Source organism: Herbaspirillum lusitanum (genome assembly GCF_046025995.1).
GTDB classification, from domain to species: Bacteria; Pseudomonadota; Gammaproteobacteria; order Burkholderiales; family Burkholderiaceae_D; genus Herbaspirillum; species Herbaspirillum lusitanum_A.
The window spans coordinates 258043-281812 of record NZ_JAQQFM010000008.1 but is presented as its reverse complement, the minus strand read 5'-3'; the positions used below and the strand labels follow the sequence as shown (position 1 = coordinate 281812).

21 protein-coding genes are annotated in these 23770 nt (G+C 60.5%); 16 read left to right on the top strand and 5 right to left on the bottom strand.

Annotated features, from left to right (window positions below; translation table 11 throughout):
• The first annotated feature begins 30 nt into the window (after nucleotides 1–30).
• The 4 genes from PQR62_RS19235 to PQR62_RS19220 all read left to right on the top strand — a co-directional run bounded on the left by PQR62_RS19235 (nucleotide 31) and on the right by PQR62_RS19220 (nucleotide 6134).
• A complete protein-coding gene (locus PQR62_RS19235; RefSeq protein ID WP_408159620.1) occupies nucleotides 31–546 on the top strand; it encodes a sigma-70 family RNA polymerase sigma factor in 516 nt (171 codons plus the stop codon).
• Between the two features lie 8 nt (nucleotides 547–554).
• Entirely contained in the window at nucleotides 555–1547 is a 993-nt protein-coding gene (locus PQR62_RS19230) for a FecR family protein (RefSeq protein ID WP_408159619.1), read from the top strand.
• A gap of 209 nt (nucleotides 1548–1756) precedes the next feature.
• A complete protein-coding gene (locus tag PQR62_RS19225; RefSeq protein WP_408159618.1) occupies nucleotides 1757–4120 on the top strand; it encodes a TonB-dependent siderophore receptor in 2364 nt (787 codons plus the stop codon).
• Between the two features lie 427 nt (nucleotides 4121–4547).
• Complete coding sequence (locus PQR62_RS19220) at nucleotides 4548–6134, top strand: methyl-accepting chemotaxis protein (protein WP_408159617.1); 1587 nt, start codon at nucleotides 4548–4550, stop codon at nucleotides 6132–6134.
• 245 nt (nucleotides 6135–6379) lie between these two features.
• On the opposite strand, the gene PQR62_RS19215 is transcribed toward PQR62_RS19220, so the two are convergent.
• Nucleotides 6380–6778 carry a hypothetical protein gene (locus PQR62_RS19215; protein ID WP_408159616.1) on the bottom strand — a complete coding sequence of 133 codons (399 nt, stop codon included), beginning with the start codon at nucleotides 6776–6778 and terminating at the stop codon, nucleotides 6380–6382.
• Nucleotides 6779–7046: 268 nt separating this feature from the next.
• Nucleotides 7047–7703, bottom strand: coding sequence for a GNAT family N-acetyltransferase (locus PQR62_RS19210; RefSeq protein WP_408159615.1), 657 nt, complete (start codon nucleotides 7701–7703; stop codon nucleotides 7047–7049).
• A 299-nt stretch (nucleotides 7704–8002) separates the two neighbouring features.
• Between PQR62_RS19210 and PQR62_RS19205 the strand changes: the two genes are divergently transcribed.
• The gene (locus PQR62_RS19205) at nucleotides 8003–8431 is read left to right on the top strand and encodes a response regulator (protein ID WP_408159614.1); all 429 of its coding nucleotides are present in this window, start codon (nucleotides 8003–8005) and stop codon (nucleotides 8429–8431) included.
• Nucleotides 8432–8530: 99 nt separating this feature from the next.
• On the opposite strand, the gene PQR62_RS19200 is transcribed toward PQR62_RS19205, so the two are convergent.
• A complete protein-coding gene (locus tag PQR62_RS19200) occupies nucleotides 8531–8785 on the bottom strand; it encodes a hypothetical protein (protein ID WP_408159613.1) in 255 nt (84 codons plus the stop codon).
• A gap of 195 nt (nucleotides 8786–8980) precedes the next feature.
• On the opposite strand from PQR62_RS19200, the gene PQR62_RS19195 reads away from it, so the two are divergent.
• Nucleotides 8981–9196, top strand: a complete 216-nt coding sequence (locus PQR62_RS19195) for a hypothetical protein (RefSeq protein ID WP_408159612.1) — start codon at nucleotides 8981–8983, stop codon at nucleotides 9194–9196.
• 109 nt (nucleotides 9197–9305) lie between these two features.
• Here the strand turns inward: PQR62_RS19195 and PQR62_RS19190 are convergent, their stop codons facing one another.
• Together PQR62_RS19190 and PQR62_RS19185 are read right to left on the bottom strand one after the other, a co-directional pair.
• A complete protein-coding gene (locus tag PQR62_RS19190) occupies nucleotides 9306–11036 on the bottom strand; it encodes an acid phosphatase (protein ID WP_408159611.1) in 1731 nt (576 codons plus the stop codon).
• 349 nt (nucleotides 11037–11385) lie between these two features.
• Entirely contained in the window at nucleotides 11386–12423 is a 1038-nt protein-coding gene (locus PQR62_RS19185; protein ID WP_408159610.1) for a helix-turn-helix domain-containing protein, read from the bottom strand.
• A gap of 305 nt (nucleotides 12424–12728) precedes the next feature.
• Here PQR62_RS19185 and eat point away from each other — a divergent pair, with 305 nt between their 5' ends.
• The 10 genes from eat (at nucleotide 12729) to gltK (ending at nucleotide 23706) form a co-directional block, all read left to right on the top strand.
• Nucleotides 12729–14135, top strand: coding sequence for an ethanolamine permease (gene eat / locus PQR62_RS19180; RefSeq protein ID WP_408159609.1), 1407 nt, complete (start codon nucleotides 12729–12731; stop codon nucleotides 14133–14135).
• A gap of 64 nt (nucleotides 14136–14199) precedes the next feature.
• On the top strand, nucleotides 14200–15525 hold the full coding sequence (locus tag PQR62_RS19175) for a haloacid dehalogenase-like hydrolase (RefSeq protein ID WP_408159608.1): 1326 nt from the start codon (nucleotides 14200–14202) through the stop codon (nucleotides 15523–15525).
• 79 nt (nucleotides 15526–15604) lie between these two features.
• On the top strand, nucleotides 15605–17002 hold the full coding sequence (locus tag PQR62_RS19170; RefSeq protein ID WP_408159607.1) for an ethanolamine ammonia-lyase subunit EutB: 1398 nt from the start codon (nucleotides 15605–15607) through the stop codon (nucleotides 17000–17002).
• A 15-nt stretch (nucleotides 17003–17017) separates the two neighbouring features.
• The gene (gene eutC, locus PQR62_RS19165; protein WP_408159606.1) at nucleotides 17018–17860 is read left to right on the top strand and encodes an ethanolamine ammonia-lyase subunit EutC; all 843 of its coding nucleotides are present in this window, start codon (nucleotides 17018–17020) and stop codon (nucleotides 17858–17860) included.
• Nucleotides 17861–18014: 154 nt separating this feature from the next.
• Nucleotides 18015–18938, top strand: a complete 924-nt coding sequence (locus PQR62_RS19160; protein WP_408159605.1) for a MurR/RpiR family transcriptional regulator — start codon at nucleotides 18015–18017, stop codon at nucleotides 18936–18938.
• A 336-nt stretch (nucleotides 18939–19274) separates the two neighbouring features.
• Nucleotides 19275–20603: an aspartate aminotransferase family protein gene (locus PQR62_RS19155; RefSeq protein ID WP_408159604.1), complete on the top strand. Its 1329-nt coding sequence runs from the start codon at nucleotides 19275–19277 to the stop codon at nucleotides 20601–20603.
• Between the two features lie 70 nt (nucleotides 20604–20673).
• Nucleotides 20674–21615: a transporter substrate-binding domain-containing protein gene (locus PQR62_RS19150; protein WP_408159603.1), complete on the top strand. Its 942-nt coding sequence runs from the start codon at nucleotides 20674–20676 to the stop codon at nucleotides 21613–21615.
• Between the two features lie 46 nt (nucleotides 21616–21661).
• Nucleotides 21662–22246, top strand: coding sequence for a carboxymuconolactone decarboxylase family protein (locus tag PQR62_RS19145; RefSeq protein WP_408159602.1), 585 nt, complete (start codon nucleotides 21662–21664; stop codon nucleotides 22244–22246).
• A 10-nt stretch (nucleotides 22247–22256) separates the two neighbouring features.
• Nucleotides 22257–22991, top strand: a complete 735-nt coding sequence (locus tag PQR62_RS19140; protein WP_408159601.1) for an amino acid ABC transporter permease — start codon at nucleotides 22257–22259, stop codon at nucleotides 22989–22991.
• Between the two features lie 31 nt (nucleotides 22992–23022).
• Nucleotides 23023–23706, top strand: a complete 684-nt coding sequence (gltK, locus tag PQR62_RS19135) for a glutamate/aspartate ABC transporter permease GltK (protein WP_408159600.1) — start codon at nucleotides 23023–23025, stop codon at nucleotides 23704–23706.
• Nucleotides 23707–23770 lie beyond the last annotated feature (64 nt).

The window sequence follows — 23770 nt, the reverse complement described above, 5'->3', positions numbered from 1 at the left end:
CATTTTGAATTATCGGCTGATCACCATCCCATGTCTTCCGGCACCCAAGATGTTCTTCTGACGCAATTCTACGATACACATCACGACTGGCTGCAAGGCTGGCTGCGGCACCGTCTCGGCTGCCGCGATGACGCCGCCGATCTGACGCAGGACACCTTCGTTCAGGTGGTGGCGGCACGCAACGTCGAGCAGATCAATGAACCGCGCGCCTTTCTGGCGACGCTGGCCAAACATGTTCTCTACAACTTCTGGCGTCGTCGCGACATCGAGCGCGCCTATCTGGAAGAACTGGCGCAATTCCCGGAAGCGCTTGCGCCTTCGCAGGAAGATCGGGCGCTGGTGCTGGAAGCCTTGCAACAGATCGATCTGGCGCTCAGCAGCCTCAAGCCCAAAGCCCGCCAGGTTTTCTTGCTGAGTCAGCTGCAGGAACTCACCTATAGCGAAATCAGCGAACAACTGGCGCTGCCGGTGATCACCGTGCGCCGCTACATGGCGCAGGCAATGCGCGCCTGCTGGCTGGCGGCGGAGCCGGAGCCGCTGCAATGAGCGCAGGCATGCGCGGCACGAAGCGCAGCACGCAAGCCCTCGACAATCCTCTGGCCGAGCAGGCCATCGAATGGATGGTGCTGTTTCGTTCCGGCGAAGCGACGCCTGAAGACTACCAGCGCTTTTCCACCTGGAGCGCAGCCGATCCGCGCCACGCCCAGATCTGGGCGCGCATGCAAGGCGTGCTGCAGCGATCCTTTGCGCCCATCCGCGAGGTCAACAGCCGCGCCCCCGGCCAGGTCGAAGCCGTCGAGCGCATCGTGTTGCGGCCGGCAGCTTCGCCGACGCGGCGCAAGGTGCTGCGTGGCGCCCTGATGCTGGGTGCGGTCGGCGTCGCCACCGGCATTCTGGCCAACCGCTCCATGCCGCTGGCGGCCTTGCGTGCCGATCTGCATACCGGCACCGGCCAGCGCAAGAGCTTCACGCTGCCGGACGGCAGTACGCTGGTGCTCAATGCGCGTTCGGCGGCGGATATCGATTTCAGTCCCGCTCTGCGCCGCGTGCGTCTGCATCAGGGCGAGCTGATCGCTACCGTGGCGGCCGATGCCGCACGCCCCTTCGTCATCGAGACCGAACACGGTACGGCGCGCGCGCTGGGCACCAGATTCCTGGTGCGGCGCGAGCCGGAGCAATCGCTGGCGCTGGTGCTGGAACACAGCATCCTGGTCAGAAACGGCAGCCAGGAACAAGTGCTGCAAAGCGGGCAGGCGGCGTATTTCAATCGCGACGGCATCACGCGCGTGACCGAAGATATCCGCAGCAAGGCGGCCTGGGCCGACGGCATGCTGGTCGTCAATGACGAGACGCTGGCCGAGGTCATCGCAACGCTGCGCACCTACCGCAAGGGCTTCATCCGCCTGTCGCCGGCTGCGGCGCGGCTGCGTGTGCTGGGCGCGTTTCCGCTGGACGATACCGACAACGTGTTGCGCTCGCTGGAGCAGACCATGCCGATCAGCGTGCGCAATTTCGGCAATCTGCTGGTCATGATTGACGTCCGGTAATGCAGCCTGATGCGGTCTGATGCCGTTTCAAAAAACAATCAAATTATTTTCTGCAGAAATGATCACTTTTGCCGGCCTCGCGTTACCCCCTTCATAGAAACTTATAACTTGAGGGAGTAAGCGACATGCATCAGCGATTCACACTGCAATTCCGTGTTCTGGCGGTAGCTGTTTCCGCGGCTTGCGCCGTTTTGTGCAGCGTATCTGCCATGGCGCAGACGGCTCCGGCCGCTGCCGCCAATGCCGCGGCATCTGCAACGCGTCAGTATCAGATCGCATCCGGTCCGCTGGGGCTGACACTGACGCAGATCGCGCAGCAAAGCGGGCAAGCCATTGCGGTCGATCCGGAACTGGTGCGCGGCCGTCAGGCGCCCGCCATCAGCGGCAATCTGACCGCCGCGGAAGCGATGCGTCAGGCGCTCGGTGACGGCAATGGCGATCTGCAATTGCAGCAGACCGGCAACGGCACGCTGACCCTCAGGCGCAACGAAGCAGCTACCGGATCCGCAGCTGCCGGCAGCCTGCCGGCCATCAGCGTGAGCAGTGCGCGCGAGAATGAAAAAGCGAATGGCCCGGTGGGCGGCTATGTGGCGCGTCGCAGCGCCTCCAGCACCAAGACCGACACCTCGATTCTGGAAACGCCGCAAGCGATCAGCGTGATCACGCGTGAAGAAATCCGCGATCGCGGTGTGAACGGCATTGATGAAGCGCTGGCTTACACTGCGGGCGTGATGGCAGCCGGTTACGGCAACGATCCGCGCACCGACTGGCTGCTGGTGCGCGGTTTCAAACCGACCCGCTTCCTCGATGGTCTGGCGCTGCCGACCGGTTCCTATGCCACCGAAAGCCGCTTCGAGCCTTACGGCCTGGAGCGCGTGGAAGTGTTGAAAGGGCCGTCCTCCGGTCTGTACGGCCAGGTGCCGCCGGGCGGCATGGTCAACATGATCAGCAAGCGTCCGACCGACGAGCCCTTGCATGAAATCGAAGTGCAGGTCGGCACCTATGGCCAGAAACAGATCGGCCTCGATCTGGGCGGCCCCGTGAATGACGACAAGACCGCGCTGTATCGTTTGACCGCGCAGGTGCGCGACAGCAACGCCCAGGTCGATCAGGTCAAGGACAAGCGCTATTTCATTGCGCCGAGCATCACTTTGCGTCCTAGCGCCGATACTGACATTACTTTCCTGGCGCGCTTTCAGAAGGCCGATACCAACGGCATCGGCGCTGCAAGTTTCCTGCCCGCATCCGGCACGCGCGACGCCAATCCCTACGGTCAGATTTCGCAGCACATCAATACCGGCGAACCCGGCTACGATTACTACCGCAAGGACATGTCCTCGATCGGGTACACGCTGGAGCATCGCTTCAACGACACGCTGAGCTTCCGTCAGAACCTGCGTTACAGCCAGATCAATCTGGATCACAGCGCAGTCTACGGCTGCGGTCTCGCGGCCGACCAGCGCACGCTGAACCGTTGCCTGTTCCCGGTCAGCGAAAAGTCCAGCGGCGTGACGCTGGACAACCAACTCGAAGCGAAACTGGTGACCGGCGCAGTCAGCCATACCGTGCTGGTCGGCGCCGATTACAGCGACCAGAAGGACGATTATTCGTCGGCATTCGCCTCGACCGCGTTCGGCGGTGTACCGACGCTGGACATCTTCAATCCGGTCTATGGCGCGACCGTGGTCACGCCGGCCGTGAGCAATCACACCGTCAGCAAGCAGCGCCAGTTCGGCCTGTATCTGCAAGACCAGATGAAGCTTGATCAATGGGTGCTGACGGCCAGCGCGCGTGAAGACTGGGTGCGCAGCACGACCGATAATATTCTGACGCCTGCCAGCAGCACCGCACAGAGCGATCAGGCTTTCTCGGGTCGCGTCGGCCTGAACTACGTGTTCGCTTCCGGCATCAGCCCTTACATCGCCTATTCGCGATCGTTCCAGGCCAATGCCGGGGTTGATTATCTGAACTCGGCGTTGAAGCCGACCACCGCCAATCAGACCGAAGTCGGCGTCAAGTATCAGCCGCCGGGCAGCACCGATCTGATTACGCTGGCCATGTATGAACTGAAGCAAAACAATACCGTGACTTCGGATCCGCTGTTCCGTCAACGTCAGCTCGGTGCAACCCGCGTGCGCGGCGTGGAGCTGGAAGGCAAGACCTCGCCGCTGCCGGGTCTGCGCCTGTCGGCCTCCTATGCCTATACCAACTCGCGCATTCTGGCGAGCGCCAATCCGACTGAAGTCGATCGTCCGATTCCGCTGGTGCCGAAACAGCAGGCCACCGTCGGCGCCGACTATGTGATCCAGTCCGGTGCGCTGGCACGTCTTGGTTTTGGCGGCACCGCGCGTTACGTGGGCAATCACGTCGGCTACAACAAGCTGGACAGTTCGGAAACTGCCGGCTATCTGTTGTTCGACGCGTCGATGCGTTACACCATCGAACGCTGGACGCTGCAGCTGAACGTCATGAACCTGTTCGACAAGCGCTATGTCGCTTCCTGCGACGACCTCAACTCCTGCTATTACGGCAATGCCCGCACGGCCAATCTGACTGCGCGTTATGAGTGGTAAGCAGGCAGTTGCGTCAGAGAAAAAATGGTGAAGCGGATGGCCTGAGCCTCGTCCGACGACATAAATAGTTGTATGAAAACCGAATGCCGCGCAGTTCCGATCAGGATTGCACGGCATTTTTTCATGCCCGCTCGCATTTTCCCCGCAATGTAAAGTGAGCAAACACATGACTCCGCCAGAGGCCGAGCGATGCGAGACCAGTCAACATTAGCTTGTCATCTTGTCAGCGCCTGCCCTGACGTGCGTCATGCTCATCGGGAAAAATACAACAAATCGAGTTGTCACTCTTTATACAAACCGCAAAAAGCCAGTGCACTCAGGATGGCCGGGTAGTAACTTAGAGTTACGTGCCTTACTTATTCATTGGTTACATGCGCACGCCGGTGTTTTTCAATTCTTGTGGTTGACGATCAGATAGGGGGGAGTGATGGGGCATCTGAAAGTGGTGACCAGATTGGCATGCGGATTCGGGCTGATTCTGGTGTTTCTGATTTGCGTATCCTTATTGGGGCTGTTCGGCATGTCCAGGATGGCGAGCGCGCTGCGCGATATTACCAATATCAATAATGCCGAAACCAAGCTCGCGACCACCTTGCGCAACGCCATCAGCTCACGGGCGATTGTGATCCGCAATATCGCGCTGCTGGATGATGCCGAGGCGATGCGACCGGAAGCGGAAAATCTCAAGCGCCAGGAAAAAATATATGCCGACTCCTTTGCCGCGCTCGAAGCAAAGTTCGCGAGCGAGCCTTCAACCACCGATCGCGAACGCCAGCTCATGGCGCAACTGAAACTGGATGAAGCTGCGGCCACTCCCTTGATGAACAAGGCACTGCAGCTGGGGCTGGCCAATGACAACGCGGGCGCCATCAAGGTACTGATCGCGGAAGTTCGTCCCCGGCAGGCGGCCTGGATAAAAACGCTCACAGAGCTATCCGATTTTGAGGAGAAGTTGAATGATGAGGCCGCCCTGGCTGCAGAAACAACTTATGAACGTCTCAGAATATTTACGCTGGGCGTGATGGTGTGCGCAGTGCTAATCGGCGTGATCGGTGCAGTCCTGATTGCACGCAGTATCGTGCGGCAGCTCGGGGCAGAGCCGGTCGAGGCGCAGAGCATTGCCAGAGATATTGCCAATGGCGATCTGACGGCGGTGGTCCGCTTGCGCCCCGGGGATAGCGGCAGCCTGATGGCGTCCATCGAGCAGATGCGTGCGCAGTTGAATGTGATAGTGAACGGCATCAAGACCGCGGCAGAAACCATTTCCGTCGCCAGCGGCGAAATCGCGCAAGGCAACTTCGATCTGTCGCAGCGTACGGAGGAGCAGGCGGCTTCGCTGGAAGAAACCGCCGCCAGCATGGAGGAGCTCACTACCGCAGTTCGTCAGAATACTCAGCATGCGACGGAGGCGCGGGCGCTTTCGGCGGGCGCGTCCGACATTGCCGTATCGGGCGGCGAAGCGTTTGAAAAAGTGGTGGCGACCATGGCCCGCATTGCCTCCAGTTCAAGCAAGATGTCCGACATCATCGGCGTGATTGAAGGGATCGCCTTTCAGACCAACATCCTTGCGCTGAATGCGGCGGTGGAGGCTGCGCGCGCCGGTGAAGAGGGGCGAGGCTTCGCCGTGGTCGCGAGCGAAGTCAGGTCGCTGGCACAACGCAGCGCCATGGCTTCCAAGGAGATCAAGGAGTTGATCAGCGAGTCGGTGGGGCATGTCAGCGCCGGCTCGGACCTTGTCTCGCAGGCCGGCAATCAAATGGCGAATGTGGTCTCGTCGGTGCGCCGCTTCAGTGAAATCATGAACGACATCGCCGCCGCATCGACCGAACAATCCACCGGCATCGAGCAGGTCAACACCGCCATCGTGCAGATGGATCAGGTCACGCAGCAGAATGCGGCGCTGGTGGAGCAGGCCAGTGCGGCGGCTCAGGCATTGTCGTTCCAGGCGAATGGCTTGCTCAATGCGGTCTCGGTCTTCAAGATCAATCATCAGGGGCAACTGGCGCTGGCCTGATGGTTATAGCCGCTTGCTGAGTCTGCAATTTATCGTATCAGCCGAGCCGGGCCTGCGCTAACTCGCAGGCCCTTTTTTATGCATCGGATCAACTTGATATCGCTTCACCATGCGAGAGGGCGGATCAGCACATCGTCTTCGAACAGTAAAATGCCTGACCGTGATACCCATTAAAAATGGGGAGAAAAATTTTAGAGATGAGCCGTTCCGCAGCACACAAGCGGATGATCCGGCGATCAGCTTGTTCAGTAGTGAATCGTGACCACTTTCGGCGCCCTTCGTCGTCGGTCTGCCGCCGCCGTAGCGCTCCTCTGTGCGCCGAGCTCATTCGCAGCGCCGGCCGCCGAGGCTGCCAGCAGCGTGTCGGGATCGCGATCAAGGTAATAAGGATCGACAGTGGCTTCGGCGGCAGCGACTGAGCCCAGCACATTGGATGCCCTGGTAGTCGCCAGACCGTCGCCGCTGGAGCAACTCTGGAAGAAGTCGGCGCTGCCTTCACTGAAGTCGATCCTGCATTTTTCGGTGACGATGGCGGATACGTCGACCTGTCCGATAGGCGTCGCCGCCCACAGGTTTCCGATGCTGTGCAGGTTGAGACCGATCGCCATGAAGATCACGGCTTTAGCGTGTTTTTTATTGATCATGATTCCTCCCTTTTGACCAACTCTAGTGAGCATTTCCGGTGCGCGACATCAGGAAAAACCCTAGCTGCGTATTTCCGTGAAAGCCGCTCCCAGTAAGGATTTCCAGCTGGAAAAAGTAAATGTGGCGAGGCCGCGACGGGATCGCCCGGCAGACGCGGGCGGACAGAAAATGTCTTCTGATTTGTCAGGAAATTGTCAGTGCTGAATACCGCTTGGGCAGCAGACTGTGGATATCACTTAGTGGCGTCGGTGGGACATAAGACGGCTTTCAGCGACGCATCTTTTCTTGCAGCCTCGCCTTCACCTCAGGCCATTCGGAGTCGATGATGCTGAAACGCACTGAATTTCGTTTGCGGCCATCGGGCATGATGCGTTCATGGCGCACGATACCTTCCTGCAGTGCACCCAGCCGCATAATCGCTGCGCGCGATTTGTCATTGAGTTCATCGGTGGTGAATTGCACGCGCACGTATTGCATGGCCTCGAAAGCCTGACTTAACAGCAGGTACTTGGCTTCGGTATTGATGCCCGAGCGCTGCACCGAGCTGGCTAGCCAGGTATGGCCGATTTCCAGTTTGCGATTGTTGCGATCGATTTTCCAGAAGCGGGTACTGCCGACCACTTTGTCGTCGCTCTGGCGCACGATGGCATACGCCATGACGCTTCCGGCCTGGGTACCTGCCAGCGCTGTATCTATGTATCGGCCCATGGTTTCCGGGCCCGGCACCACCGTCAGTTTCATCTCCCACAGTTTGCCATCGGCGGCCGCTTGCAGCAAAGCGTCTGCGTGATCGCCGCGCAAGGCTTCCAGCCGCACCAGATTGCCGGTAAGCGTGGAATGTGCCGATGGCGTTGACGCGCCTGATAATGAGGCAGATGCGGTGGCGGATGCAGTAGTGAGGGAGGCGTTGCTTGCGCTGCTCATGGATTTAGCGATGCGGAAAAAAGAGCTTACCTTACCAGCAAACAGATGAAGCGCCAGCAGGGAGGATTTTCGTGATTGCGTATGCCCTGCATTTCCGTTTGCCATCCGCATAGGGTTTTAAACTATAAAAGTTTTCCTGCGGCAATGTCTGCGCATGAGAAATGTGGCGTGAATAGGGAAACTCCTGATAGTCGCTTTGCTTCCCGTCATTCATCATGTAATCTGAAAAAAATGTCAAAAACGCAATACGCACTGACATCATGTGCGACTGATCGGGGAAGCGGGCAATGGATATGCCGATGACGGGGAAGACGGTTCTGGTGGTCGAGGATCATGAGGATTCCCGCGATATTTTATGTGAACTGCTGGAGCAGAACGGCATCCTGGCTATACCGGCCGGCGATGGCATCGAAGCGATCGAAAAGATGGTGCGATCCAAGCCGGATCTGGTGCTGACCGATTTGCACATGCCGAACATGGATGGCCTGCAACTGGCGCAATATGTGAAATCACATGTGGCGTATCGCGAGATTCCGGTGGCGCTGATCAGCGCCAATCTGCCTTCTCTCGAAAATCGCCATCCAGAAATTTCGGCCTTTTTGCTGAAACCCTGTTCCATCGAACATTTGCTGTCGACCATTTCTCGCTTGCTGCTGTCAGGCGCAGAAAGTCGCCCTGACGCTGTCTCCGCATCGTTGGCAAGTTCAGCCGATCACCGCGCCGCATAAAAAAAAGCCCCGCCGAAACCTGCGGGGCTTTTTTCCATGGCCGAGCACTTTGTTCGACCATGGACTCGATTTCAATGATCCTGAACCGGGCCTTGATTCTTACTGGCTGCCGGTGCCAGACGCCGGCCCGTGACTGGACGAAGTTTCTGCCGGCCCATTGCTGCCGTTCTGGTTACGGTTGCGCGATTCCTGTTTCTTCTGACGCTTTTGCTGCTTCTTCAACTGCTTGGCGTTATCTGCATTCTGGGTTTGCGTGCCGCTGTCGCTCGAAGCCGGCATCGAAGTGCTCTGAGCGAACGCGCCGGTGCTGAACACCGCAGTGACCAGCAAAGTTCCAATGAGTTTCTTAGACATGTCTTGTTCTCCTTGTGGTTGACGTTCGCCGTATGCGAAGTCGTAACGTCATGATAAGAGCGGCTTGCCTGATATGCAGTAGGCCGCCCTATGCTTCCGGCGTCGGAGAATTCGCACCTGGATGACAGTCTATCTCGCTAGCCGGCGGCGGCGCGCGGAAGGGTGAGCAGGTCAGTGACGCTGACCAGTCCTGGCTTGCAAACCAGCGTGCCGGCGTTCTGCAACCCCGCCACGCAACTTGGACTGGCAGCGCTTGATGAGGAGGTGACGCGGCAGGCTTCCTTCCTTGCCTATCTCAACGACTTCAGGATCATGATGATCGCCACCATGGTGGCGATGCCTTTGCTGCGGTTGATGCGCAAGCAGAACATGCGGCCCGATCCCGCGATCGATGCGCATGCTCTGGAGTGAGCCGCATGCAGGAGTGCCGATGAACAAATTCAATGAAAAATGCCATGCAGCAAAAGCAGCATGGCATTTTCAGATGGCAGCAAGAATCCTGCCGGCATCAAGGCATTGATCAGCCTGGCAGATTCAATGCATTAGTCAGGTCACCCATCGGCAACTGGCCGCGCGCGATCATGGCATCGTCGCGCTCCTTCAGGCCATCCAGCTTTTCCAGACCGAAGGTGCGCGTGATCAGGCGCAGGATGGACGCTGTGTCGTACACCGTGTGATCCACCGTACCCTTGCGGGCGAACGGCGATACCACCAGGGCGGGAATACGTGTGCCCGGACCCCAGCGGTCGCCCTTCGGGGGCGCCACGTGATCCCACCAGCCGCCGTTTTCATCGACCGTGATGACCACCACCATGTTGTTCCATTGCGGGCTGCTGCGCAGCGATTTGACGATGTGAGCAATGTGGCGGTCGCCCGAGGCGACGTCAGCATAGCCGGCATGCATGTTCAGATTGCCCTGCGGTTTGTAGAAGCTGACAGGCGGCAGGCGGCCGGCTTCGGCATCGGCCAGGAAACGGTTGGTGCTGCTGTCGTCGCCCAGACCGCCGTCGCGCAGACGCTTGTTGCGCTCGGCCGGATTCTCCGGACCCAGGTTCTTGAAGTAGTTGAAGGGCTGATGGTGATACTGGAAATTCGGAATCTTGGGGATGCCCTTGGAGTCCTTGTACTCATCCAGCGTGGCCTGCCAGGCGCCGGCGTACCAGGCCCATTCCACTCCCTTTTTACCCAGCTTGTCGCCGATGTGTTCATGCGTCTGCGGCACCAGCACGCTAGGCTGATTCGGTTCGGAGTAGGCCGGATTGTTGCGGTCGCGCGCCCAGGTCGGCCAGTACGGCGGCGCCATGGTGTTGACCGCATAGCCGTCCGGCGTCAGCGCGCTCGGGCCGAATTTCGGCGCGCCGGTCATGGCGCTGGCCGGGCTGTTTTCAGACGTTGCCAGACGCGTATCCTTAGCCTCGCCGCTCACCGTCTTTGCCACTTGCGTGTGCGAGACCGAGGTCTTGACGTTGGGGTAGAACGGCGCGGTAGCGGCGATCAGATACTGGTGATTCAGGAAGGAACCGCCGAAAGCGCCCTGGAAGAAGTTGTCGCACAGCACGAATTCGCTGGCGATGTCCCACAGCCGCAGGTTGTACTTGGTATCGGCGTAATAGCCCATGACCAGGCCGCCGGAATCGGCCCAGGCCACGAAGCCGTCGTTCTTGCCGCCGTTGATCTGCATCTGGTTCTGATAGAACACATGCCACAGATCGCGCGTTACCAGACCCAGCGGCAGCGGTTCGCCGTTCGGGCCTTTCATGGCGTAAGGCGCATTCGGCAGATTGTCCTGATATTGCTTGCCGGCTTCGTAGGTGACGCCTTCGATGGTCTGCGGGCCGAGGCCGAGCACGCCGCCCCAGCTTGGCGGCAGTTTCTTGAGTACGCTGCCGTCGCGGTCGCGCTGCACGTAGTCGGAAGACTTCAGCGCCGACAGCGGTTTTTCCACGCCCGGGAAGTCGCCGAACAGATTATTGAAGCTGCGATTCTCGGCGTAGATGACGACGATGGTCTTTACATTCTTTTTCAGGCCGGCATCAATGGCGGCGGCTTCGGCCGGCGTCGCCATGCGTGCTGCCTGCGAAGCGCCGTCGCTGGCGCAGGCGCTCAGCGAACCGCCTATGCCCAATGCGGCCATGCCGCCCAGAAAGCGGCGACGGCTGTTGTCGGGTTGCTGCGTGGTGGATGCTTCTGTGGATGACGGTGCGGAAGAGTCCGGGGCCTGAGTATCGGCCTCGTGTGGATGCTTGCTCATGAGCTTCCTTTGCGGATTGGCGGTTGGCGTTGTTGCTGTGGAGCGCAGCATACAATGTGCCGCGCCTGTATAGGAAGAGCAGCAGCATAGATGAGCTTTATGACAGGCATGTGTCAAAAAATAGTGCTGTTTTTCTCATGCCGCAGGGAAAGGGAAATGCGGGGAAGCTGCGAGCAACTGCGCGGAAGCAAGGAGGCGGGCAGGGGAGCGTGGGGCTGACCTCAGGATGCCGGCCGGCGTCGTCTCAGCGTAGCCGCGTCAAGGTGGGGCATTCAGCTTCTTGCTGGGTCAATCCACATTCATGGAAGCCGCAGCGTTCAACAGCGCATCATTGCAATGCATGAGCATCTCAATGCGCCTGCACGGCATACACCATGCCCTGGCCTGCAGCGGCACGCAGCGCGCTCGACGGCGATTCGCCGAACAGCTTCTTGTAGTCGCAGGAGAACTGGCTGAAGTTGCCGAAGCCCCAGGCGGCAGCGACGTCGCCGATACTGACCGCGCCATCGGCCGGCGCCAGCAACTGGCGTCGCACGCCGTTCAGGCGCAGCGAACGCAGATATGTCATGGGACTGATGCCGAGCACGTCTTCGAAGCAGTATTGCAGCGTGCGTCGGCTCACATGCAATTGTTCGCACAGCATGGGCACGGTGATCGGCAGCTCCTGATGGTTCATCGCAAAGTCGCGCGCATCGCCGACGATGCGGCGCCGGCGTTGCAGACTGGCGCAGGCCTCGCTTTCGATTTCGCTGCTGTCGAGCAGCGCCAGCAGGGAGGTGATCACGCTTTCCTGCTGCATCGCGCGGATCTGGCGATGGCTGCTGATCGTGATGGCCTGATCCTCGGGCGCGTGAACATCTTTCGCCAGCAGCATTTCAATACTGCTGCGGCAGGCGTTCAGCGCTGCATTGTCGACATGCAGCAACTCGGCCGCCGCCAGTTTGCCCCATTCGATTTCACAGCCGAGTTGCGCCGCCGAATCCAGCAATGCATTGCGCTGAATCACGATGCCGAGGATTTCGTGATCGTCCGGCGTCATCAGTTCGAACTCGCAGTTGCCGGGCCGGGTCAGGATCGCATCGGCGCCCACCTGGCGGCCGTTGATGCGCATGCCGGTCGCCACCGGTTCGATGCCGAACCAGAATGCATCCGGCCACACCTTGCAGGATTGACGCACTGCGCGGCTGCCGCGCTCGCGAAAAATCTGCAGGCTGTCGGCGCGCCACTCATCGAGCACCCCGCAAAAACGGCCGGCGGTGATCTGGTCGTAGCGCTGTTCCCAATTGGTCAGATTGTGCGCGTGCTCATCCACATCGCGGGCGATGACAGTGCGCAGTGTGTCGGCGCGGTGCGCCGGCGTGTCAGTCTGGAACAGATGAGTTGGCATGCTGGAAACCCCGGTAGATGCATCCATGATGATGCAAGGAAACAAGTTGCCTGAATTGCATGCGGTGCCGAGCCGTGCATCCAGTCAGCCTTGCCCGTGCTTGAAGTACAGGCCGCATGTTTGCCGAATTTCGATAACGCCGTATTTCACTGCGTTGTTATATTCGCCGCACAAGCTGATGACGCCAGATGCAAGCAAGCGTTATGCCCGTCGTTCAGGCACCCACGCTGCACTCTGGAAATCGCTGATCGATATTCCCATCCACGACCTGGCCAGCAAGCCAATCAATGCACAGGAGTCCATGTATGGAACGCAGCCCCCCCGCCAGCTCCGCTTCCGCTTCGCCGCACGGCGCGGTGCTCAAACCGGTATTGAGTACCCTGCAGCTATGGGGCATCGCCGTCGGTCTGGTGATTTCCGGCGAATACTTCGGCTGGAGTTACGGCTGGGCCACTGCCGGCACGCTGGGCTTCACCGTCACCGCACTGTTCATCGCTGCGATGTACACCACCTTCATCTTCAGCTTCACCGAGCTGACCACGTCGATTCCGCATGCGGGCGGCCCGTTTGCCTATAGCCGGCGCGCCTTCGGCCCGACCGGCGGCTATCTCGCCGGCGCTGCGACGCTGATCGAATTCGTGTTCGCGCCGCCGGCCATTTCACTGGCCATCGGCGCCTATCTGAACGTGCAGTTTCCTTCTATCGATCCCAAGCTGGCCGCGCTCGGCGCCTACGTTGTGTTCATGACGCTCAACATTGTCGGTGTGCAGATCGCCGCCACTTTCGAGCTGTGCGTGACCTTGCTGGCGATCTTCGAACTGCTGGTGTTCATGGGTGTGGTCTCGCCCGGCTTCTCGCTGCTCAACTTCACCAAGGGCGGCTGGTCCGGCAGCGACAATTTCAGCCTCGCGGCGATCCCCGGCATGTTCGCCGCGATCCCCTTTGCGATCTGGTTTTTCCTCGCCATCGAGGGCGTGGCGATGGCGGCGGAAGAAGCCAAGGATCCGCGCCGCTCCATTCCCATCGCTTACATCACCGGCATCCTGACGCTGGTGGTGCTGGCCATCGGCGTGATGCTGTTTGCCGGCGGCGCCGGCGACTGGACCAAGCTGGCCAACATCAACGACCCGCTGCCGCAGGCCATGAAGCTGATCGTCGGCGAAAACAGCAACTGGCTGCACATGCTGGTCTGGCTTGGCCTGTTCGGTCTGGTGGCTTCGTTCCACGGCATCATTCTCGGTTACTCGCGGCAGATCTTTGCGCTGGCGCGCGAGGCTTATCTGCCGGCCTATTTCGCCAAGGTGCATCCGCGCTTCAAGACCCCGCACCGGGCGATTCTGGCGGGCGGCGCGGTCGGCATCGCGGCCATCTACAGCGACGAGCTGATCAAGATCGGCGGCCAGACCCTGACCGCCAACATCGTCACCATGTCGGTGTTCGGCGCCATTCTGATGTACATCCTGAGCATGCTCAGCCTGTTCAAACTGCGCCGCAGCGAAGCGCATCTGGTGCGTCCTTTCCGTGCGCCGCTGTATCCCCTCTTCCCGGCCTTCGCCTTGTTCGGGGCACTGATCTGCATGGCTACCATGATCTATTACAACCCGCTGATCTTCGGCATCTTCCTGCTGTTCCTGGCGCTCGGTTACGTCTATTTCCTGATGACCGCACGCAGTCGTCAGGACGCCGAACAGCTGGTAACCGCCGAACACTGAAGCGCATCTGCCTCCTTATTTTTACGCTGTCTGATTTAAATATCGTCTCAACCTTCACCAGAGAATGCACAACATGAAAAATGAACAACAGGGAAATGCGCCAGTGATTGCGCGCCGGGGATTTCTGGGACGCGCGCTGGCTTCCGCCGCCGGCGCCGCGATGGTCGGCGCACCGGTGCTGGCCGAGGCCAAGATGAAAAAGGCCAAGGCGCCGGTCGGACTGGATCGCGCAAAGTGGTCGCCGCGCAATCATGAAATGGTGGCGCAGATGATCGCCATGTACGGCAATACCTCCGCCGGCTACAAGAGCAACAAGCGTCCTTACGCAGTGTTCGACTGGGACAACACCAGCATCATGAACGACTGCGAAGAAGCGCTGCTGATGCATCAGATCAATACTCTGTCGTTCAAGCTGACGCCGGCGGAATTCGGCGCCATCATCCGTCAGAACGTGCCGCCCGGTCCCTTCAGCAAGGACTTCAAGAACGCCGCCGGCAATATCGTCGATCTGGATTCGATCTGCGCCGACCTCGACGCCGACTACGCTTTCCTGCATGCCGGCTACAAGGGCTTCGCCGGCAGCAAATCGCTGGAAGAAATCAGCGTCACGTCCGAGTTTCTGGACTTCCGCGCCAAGCTCTACTATCTGTATGAAGCCGTCAACGACACGCATGGCGTGAATGTCGGCTATCCCTGGGTGATCTACTTCTTCGCCAACATGAGCGTGGCGGAAGTGATGGCGCTGGCTGAGGCATCCAACGATGCTGCGCTCGGCGCCGCACTGACCAAGGTTAAATACACCAGCCCGGCGGATCGGCCGGGCCGCGCCGGCGTGGTCAGCGTCACGCACTTTCATGGCATCCGTCTGTGCACGGAAGTGGGCGGCATGATGGACACCTTCCGCGATCACGGCATCGATATCTATGTCTGTACCGCCTCGCTGGAAGACGTGGTGGCGGTGTTCGCCACCAATCCGAAATACGGCTACAACGTCCAGCGCGAGAACGTCATCGGTCTGCGTCTGGAGCAGCAGGGCGGCGCCTATCGCAACGCCTATCTGAAGAACTGGCCGCTGACCTGGGGCCCGGGCAAGACCGTCGCCATCAAGAGCGAACTGGTGGCTGCCAAGGGTTACGGCCCGCTGTTCGTGGCCGGCGACAGCGATGGCGATTACGACATGCTGCGCGACTTTGCCGATACCCGTTTCGGGTTGATCGTCAACCGCATGAAGAACGGAAAGATCGGCGAGCTGTCGAAACTGGCTGCGACACAAATGACTTCCGGCCAGCCGCGCTTTTTGTTGCAGGGGCGGCAAGAATCCACTGGCAACTGGTTACCGGTGGAAACCAGTATCAAGTACGGCAAGACGGCGCCGCTGCTGATCGCTTAAAGCCGCACAGATGAGCTGCTGCGGTAGCGCAGCAGCGCATCTGCAGATGGCGGCTGAGAAAACACGGAGGAAGACCGGCATGAGCGCACATCGCTTCAGCCACACGGTGGGTACGCTGACGCATCACTTCGCGGACCTCAGGGATCTGATGGCAAAGGCCACGCCGCAGCGCTCGGGCGACATGCTGGCCGGCGTCGGCGCAGCCAGCGCCGAGCAGCGCGCGGTGGCGCAGATGGCGCTGGCGGAATTGCCGCTGCGCACCTTTCTCAACGAAGTGCTGGTCCCCTACGAGAGCGATGAAATCACGCGCCTGATCATCGACGATCACGATGCCGCCGCCTTTGCCGCCGTCAGCCATCTGACGGTGGGCGACTTCCGCAACTGGCTGTTGAGCGATGAAGTGGACAGTGCTGTGCTGGCCGCCGTCGCACCCGGTATCACACCGGAAATGGCCGCTGCGGTGAGCAAGATCATGCGCAATCAGGATCTGATTCTGGTGGCGAAAAAATGTCGCGTGGTGACCGCCTTCCGCAACACCATCGGCCTCGAGGGGCGCCTGTCCACCCGGCTGCAGCCGAATCATCCGACCGACGATGCCAGCGGCATCGCCGCCAGTCTGCTGGACGGCTTGCTGTACGGCAGCGGCGATGCGGTGTTCGGCATCAACCCGGCCACCGACAATGTGCCGCAGGTGATCAATCTGGTGAACATGATGGCCGACATCATCGCGCGCTACGAGATCCCCACGCAGTCCTGCGTGCTGACCCACGTCACCAACACCATGGCCGCCATCGAGCGCGGCGCGCCGGTCGATCTGGTGTTCCAGTCGATTGCCGGCACCGAGGCGGCGAATCGCAGTTTCGGCATCGATCTGGCCTTGCTGGGGGAAGCCCGCAGCGCTGCGCTGTCGCTCAGGCGCGGCACCGTCGGCGAGCATGTCATGTACTTCGAGACCGGGCAGGGCAGCGCGCTGTCGGCCAACGCGCATCACGGCATCGATCAGCAGACCTGCGAAGCGCGCGCCTATGCCGTCGCCAGAAAATTCAAACCGCTGCTGGTCAATACCGTGGTCGGCTTCATCGGCCCCGAATATCTGTACGACGGCAAGCAGATCATCCGCGCCGGCCTGGAAGATCATTTCTGCGCCAAGCTGCTCGGCCTGCCCATGGGCTGCGACGTCTGCTACACCAATCACGCCGAGGCCGATCAGAACGACATGGACAATCTGCTGACCTTGCTGGCGACCGCCGGTTGCAGCTTCGTGATGGGCATTCCCGGCTCCGACGACATCATGCTGAATTACCAGACGACGTCCTTCCATGACGCACTGTATGCGCGTCGCGTGCTGGGGCTGAGGCCGGCGCCGGAGTTCGAGGCCTGGCTGCAGCAGATGCAGATTTTCAGCGACGCACCGCAATTTCAACTGCATCCCGGTTTGCCGCCGGGCTTCAGCGAAGCGCTGCGACGTTTGTCCTGAAAGCGGAGACATTCGATGGACCAGCCGAAGAAACCCGTTGTCGACAACCCCTGGCAAGCGCTGCGCAAGTTCACGGCGGCGCGCATTGCACTCGGGCGCGCCGGAGTGAGTTTGCCGACGGCGCCGCAACTGGCATTTCAACTGGCACATGCGCAGGCGCGCGACGCGGTGCACCTGGCGCTGGATACCGATCATCTGCAACAGCAATTGCGCGCAGCCGCCATCCCGGGGAGTGAAGCGTGCCGGGTGGTAAACAGCGCCGCGCCCGACCGTCTCACTTATCTGCAAAGGCCCGATCTGGGACGGCGGCTCAGTGACGCGGCGCGCCAGCAATTTGCTGAACCCGACGGCGCAGCAGATGTTGCAGAAGATAGCGCCGATCAGCGCATCTACGATCTGGCCTTCGTGATTGCCGACGGCCTGTCGGCGCTGGCCATCGCCAAGAACGCAGCGCCGTTTCTGGCCGCATTGCAGCCGCGCATCGCAGCACAGAACTGGACTCAGGCGCCGCTCACCATCGTGCGTCAGGGGCGGGTCGCGGTCGGCGATGAAGTCGGCCAGCTGCTGCGCGCACGGCTGGTGGTGGTGCTGATCGGCGAACGGCCGGGTTTGAGTTCGCCCGACAGCATGGGCTTGTACCTGAGCTGGATGCCGCGCGTCGGCCTCAGCGACGCCGGCCGCAACTGCATTTCCAACGTGCGGCCGGAAGGCATGCGTTACGAGGAAGCTGCCTACAAGCTGCACTATCTCTTAGCTGAAGCGCACAAGCGGCAACTGACCGGCGTTGCGCTCAAGGATGAAAGCGGCAGCGAAGGCGAGGTGCTGGCAACGTCGCCGCGCAACTTCCTGCTGGACTGAGCGCGGTGCACTGATGCAATTCACAGGCACGTCAATCGGAAGATGCGGATAAGCAGATCGGTGGCAGCGATTTTTTTGCTACTATCGGCGCCTTGAGCGTCACGCTCGTCGCATTCATTTTGCATTCCTCCGACCGATTCCGCATCCAGCCGCCATGAAAACCGATACCGCCGACACGACCGATCATGCCGGCTCCGCCTATGCACCGCCCGGCAGCTTCAGCGAACTGGAAGCCGCGATCCGCGAGCGCTTTCCCGAGATGCGTCCGCAGTTTCAGGCCGGCGCCGCCTTTCTGCTGGACAATCCTGGCGAGGTTGCGGTATCGACCATGCGCGCCATCGCCGTCAAGGCCGAGGTGCAACCGTCGACCTTCGTGCGGCTGGCCCAATATCTGGGCTTCGCCGGCTGGGCCGAGCTGCGTGCGCTGTTCGTAGAACGTCTGGCCGGCAATCCCAAGGCCTATGCCTTCAAGGCCAAGAGCATCGTCAGGCGCAGCAATAGCGACAAGCTGGTGGCCGAGATTTTCGATGCCCAGCGCACCAATCTCGACGCCTCCGAACCCAAGAGCGCCGACCAGTTGCTGGCCGCCGCCAGAATCATGGTCAAGGCGCGCCATGTGCACATCGCCGGATTCCGTGCGGCATTTTCGATTTCATTTCTGTTGCACTACCTGTATCGCCTGTTCCGCACTTCGGTCAGCCTGATCAATGGCGGCGCCGGTTCCATCGAGCAAGAGTTGCGCGCCATCGAGCCGCAGGACGCGGTGGTGGTGATCAGCTTCGCGCCCTATTCGGCGGAAGCGGTGCGGGTGGCGGACGCAGCATCCGCCGCCGGCGGCAAGCTGATTGCGCTGACCGACAGCGCGGTATCGCCGATTGCCCTCAAGGCCGATCACACGATTCTGTTCTCGCATGAGAGCCCATCCTTCTTTCCCTCCATGGCCGCTGCAACAGCTGTTGCAGAGAGCCTGATCGAGCTGGTGATCTCGATGGACGACGGCAAAGCCGTCAAACGGCTGGAGCTGGCCGAGCAGGATCTGCATCGCACCGGCGCTTATGTGACGCCGGTCAGCCGCTGATGTCCGGCGGCTGCGGCCGCGGCTGAGCCGCACTTGAGCCCGCACCTGAGGGGCTATCAGCGGATTTCTCCTTACTCTTCTGCAATTGAAATGCCGGCGCTTGCCGGCATTTTTTCTTTGGCGGCAGCTGTTCTTCCCGGCCCGGAATAGCCGGCTGACCTGGCTGCAATGACGCACCAAAAGACGTCACGCCGCATTCCGCATTGCACCAAAAAAATCATTAATAAAAATATGTGCAACATATGTTGCAATGTGATTTTGCTTCGCTTATATTGCGTTCTTACTGAATTTTGCAACGTATGTTGCCGACACGGACAGAAGCGAAGAGGAAGCGAGATGAGCCGGATATTCCATCGGAACCCCAGACAGAACATGCCGGTCGCCGTCGGCGGCAAGGGCTTGGAGCTGATCGACCAGCAAGGCAAGTCTTACATCGATGCCTGCGGCGGTGCGGCGGTGTCCTGTCTGGGCCATGGACATCCGCGCGTGCTGGCGGCGATCCACAAACAGGTGGATGCGCTGGCCTATGCGCACACCTCCTTCTTCACCACCGAACCGGCGGAAGAGCTGGCCGCCATGCTGACGGCGGCGGCGCCGGGTACGCTGAATCATGTGTACTTCGTGTCGGGCGGTTCCGAAGCTGTGGAGGCCGGGCTCAAGCTGGCGCGCCAATATCATGTCGAGGCCGGACAGCCGCAGCGCAAATACTTCATTGCGCGTCGCCAGAGCTACCACGGCAATACCCTGGGCGCGCTGGCCATCGGCGGCAATGCCTGGCGCCGTGAAGCCTTTCTGCCGCTGCTGATCGAGGCGCATCATGTCGCGCCTTGCTATGCCTATCGCGACCGCCTTGAGGGTGAAAGCGATAGACAATATGTGCAGCGTCTGGCCGATGAGCTGGAGCAAAAGATTCTGGCGCTGGGCGCGGAAAACGTGGCGGCCTTCGTCGCCGAAACCGTGGTCGGCGCCACCGCCGGCGCAGTGCCGCCGGTCGCCGATTACTTCCGCAGGATGCGCGCGGTGTGCGACAAGTACGGCGTGCTGCTGATGCTGGACGAAGTGATGTCCGGCATGGGCCGCACCGGCTATCTGTTCGCCTGCGAGGAAGATGGCATCACGCCCGACATCGTGATGATCGCCAAGGGCCTGGGCGCCGGCTATCAGGCCATCGGCGCAATGCTCTGCACCGACAGGATCTACGACACCATCCTGGCCGGCTCCGGCTTCTTCCAGCATGGCCACACTTACATCGGCCACGCGACTGCCTGCGCTGCGGCGCTGGCGGTGCAGCAGACCATCCGCGACGAAGACCTGCTCAGCAATGTGCGTGAGCGCGGCGAACAATTGCGCGCAGTCTTGCGCGAGCGCTTTGCCGATCACCCTTATGTGGGCGATATCCGCGGTCGCGGTTTGTTCGTCGGCGTCGAGCTGGTGGCGGATCGCGTCAGCAAGCAGCCTTTCGATCCTGCCCTCAAAACCCATGCCAAGGTCAAGGCGCAGGCCATGCAGAACGGCGTGCTGGTCTATCCCATGGGCGGCACCATCGACGGTCGTCTGGGCGATCACATCTTGCTGGCGCCGCCCTTCATCAGCAGCGCCGCCGACATCGACGAGATCGTCAATCGCCTCGGACCGGCGGTCGATGCCGCGACCGGTTTTGTCTGAGTCGGGATTTTTACTTTCCGCACTTACCGCCTTCATTCATCGGATCATTGAACCAACAAGGGGAGTTCCAATGTCACGCCAAGCCGCTACCGCCGTTTCCATCGCGTCCATCGCGTCCATCGTTTCCACCGTATTTTCCGCAGTAGTGCTGCTCGCCGCTGCACCGGCCCGGGCGGCCGATCCTGCACTGGGCCCGACATTGCAAAAGATCAAGGAGGGCAATCTGATCGCCATCGGCCATCGCACCAGCTCGATTCCCTTTTCCTACTATGACGAAAACCAGAAGGTGATCGGCTATTCGCAGGACCTGTGCCAGAAGGTGATCGATCAGGTCAAACTGAAACTGAATGCGCCTTCGCTGGAAGTGCGCATGGTGCCGGTCACCGCGCAGAACCGCACACCCCTGCTGCAGAACGGCACCATCGATCTGGAATGCGGCGTCACCAGCAATCTCAAGAATCGCTGGCAGCAGGTTTCCTTTGCCACCAATTTCTTCGTCGCCAGCAGTCGCATCCTGACCAGGCGCGACAGCGGCATCAAGGACTTCGCCGATCTGGCCGGCAAGGCGGTGGTGACCAATGCCGGTACGACTTCCGAACAGTTGCTGCGCAATCTCAACGAACATCGCAAGATGAACATGCAGCTGCAGAGCGCCAAGGATTACGGCGAAGCCTTTCTGATTCTGCAATCGGGCCGTGTCGCCGCCTATGTGATGGATGACGTGCTGCTGGCCGGCGCCCGCACCACCGCGCAAAAGCCGGGCGACTGGCTGCTGACCGGCACGCCGTTCGGCGCCGAGCCTTATGCCTTCATGGTGCGCAAGGACGATCCGCAATTCAAGCAACTGGTCGACGCTACACTGAGCGAGCTGATGAAGAACGGCGAAATCAAGAAGATGTATGCGAAGTGGTTCACCTTCCCGATTCCGCCGAAGAACGTCAGCTTCAATTTCCCGATGTCCGAGACGGTGTCCAGGCTGTACGCCACGCCGACCGACAAGCCCATGGATTGAGCGGAGCAGATCCGAACTCATCCGCGCATTCAACCGGAGCCTCACCATGCCACCAGTCAACCGCCTGCCGCCGCTGAGCCGCGAACAGATGAACGCCGAGCAGCGCGCCATGCTCGACGCTATCCGGAACGGCCCGCGCAAGAACCTCAACGGTCCTTTCGTGGCCTGGATACACAGCCCGCAACTAGGCGAGCTGGCGCAGCGGCTGGGGGCTTACTGCCGTTACGACACCGGCTTGTCGCTGCGCTTGTCGGAGCTGGCGATTCTGGTGACGGCGGCGCGCTGGCAGTCGCAGGCGGAGTGGCATATCCATCTGCCGATTGCAGTTGAAGCCGGCCTGTCGCCCGTTGTTGCGGAGCAGATTCGTATTGGCGCGAGGCCGGATTTTGCCGATCAGGATGAGCTGCTGATCTGGTGTTTCGCCACCGAGTTGTACCAGGACAAGCGCGTGTCGGATGCGGTGTACGACGCCGCCTGCATTCGCTTCGGTTTGCCGGTAGTGGTCAATCTGGTCGGCCTGCTGGGTTACTACGCGCTGGTGGCGATGACGCTCAATGTGTTTGACATGCGCGCCGACGGTCAGGATCAGGTGAGCGGACTGCCGTTCGCTGAACCTGGCGAGACCGGCTAAGGAGACACAGATGTCTTATCAATGGCATTGGTCGGTATTTCTGCAGGCGCCGTCCAGCAACGAGACCTATCTCGGCTGGCTGCTGTCCGGCCTCAAGGTGACCTTCCTGCTGGGGCTGACGGCCTGGCTGATCGCACTCGCGCTGGGCACCGTGCTGGGCATCATGCGGACTTTGCCGAACCGCTGGCTGTCGGGCTTTGCGGCATGCTACGTGGAGCTGTTCCGCAATGTGCCGCTGCTGGTGCAGATTTTCATCTGGTATTTCGCGATGCCGGAGATTCTGCCTTTCGGCGATGCCATCAAGGCGCTCGATCCGCTGATGCAGCAGTTCGTCACTTCCATGCTGTGCCTTGGTCTGTTCACTGCCGCGCGCGTTTGCGAGCAGGTGCGTTCCGGCATCGATTCGCTGCCGCGCGGGCAGAAGAACGCCGGTCTGGCGCTCGGCCTGACGCTGGCGCAAACCTATCGCTGCGTGCTGCTGCCGATGTCGTTTCGCATCGTGCTGCCGCCGCTGAGCTCGGAGTTTCTGACCATCTTCAAGAATTCTGCCGTGGCTTCCACCATCGGCCTGATGGAACTGGCTGCGCAAGGTCGGCAGCTGGTGGATTACACCGCCCAGCCTTACGAAGCCTTCATCGCCGTCACGCTGGCCTACATGCTGATCAATCTGAGCGTGATGGGCTTGATGCGCTGGCTGGAAATCAAAACCAGTCTGCCTGGCATGGTCGCCGCCGGCGGCAAGTGACGCATCAAAAGACACAGGAAGCGAGAGAGTCATGGCTTACGAATTCGATTTCAGCGCGGTCACCCCGGCCGCCGTCAACGTGCTGGCCGACGGCATGCTGGTCTCGCTGCGCATCACGCTGGTGGCGATTGTGTTCGGTGTGATCTGGGGCACTTTGCTGGCGATGATGCGGCTGTCGCACATTAAACCACTGCGCTGGTTTGCGATGTTTTACGTGAATCTGTTCCGCTCGATTCCGCTGGTGATGGTGCTGCTGTGGTTCTTCCTGATCATGCCGCAGTTGCTGCAGAAGCTGTTCAATCTGTCGCCCTCCAACGATCTGCGCATGACCTCGGCGCTGGTGGCGTTTTCATTGTTCGAAGCAGCGTATTACTCGGAGATCATCCGCGCCGGCATCAACAGCGTGGCGCGCGGCCAGATCGGCGCCGCCTTTGCACTCGGGCTCAGCTATCCGCAGGCGATGCGGCTGGTGGTGCTGCCGCAGGCCTTCCGCAACATGGTGCCGCTGCTGCTGACGCAAGGCATCGTGCTGTTTCAGGACACCTCGCTGGTGTATGTCAGCGCGCTGGCCGATTTCTTCGGCCGCGCCTACAGCATCGGTGAACGCAATGGTCGCATCATCGAACTGCTGTTCGTGGCCGGCGCGGTGTATTTCGTGATCTGCTTCAGCATGTCGTTGCTGGTGAAGCGTTACCGGGAAAAGGCCCTGGCCTGAGCCGATATTCTGATTGCGGCGCGCATTTTTCATTGAGCCCGGCATAAAAAAAGACGGCTCCGCA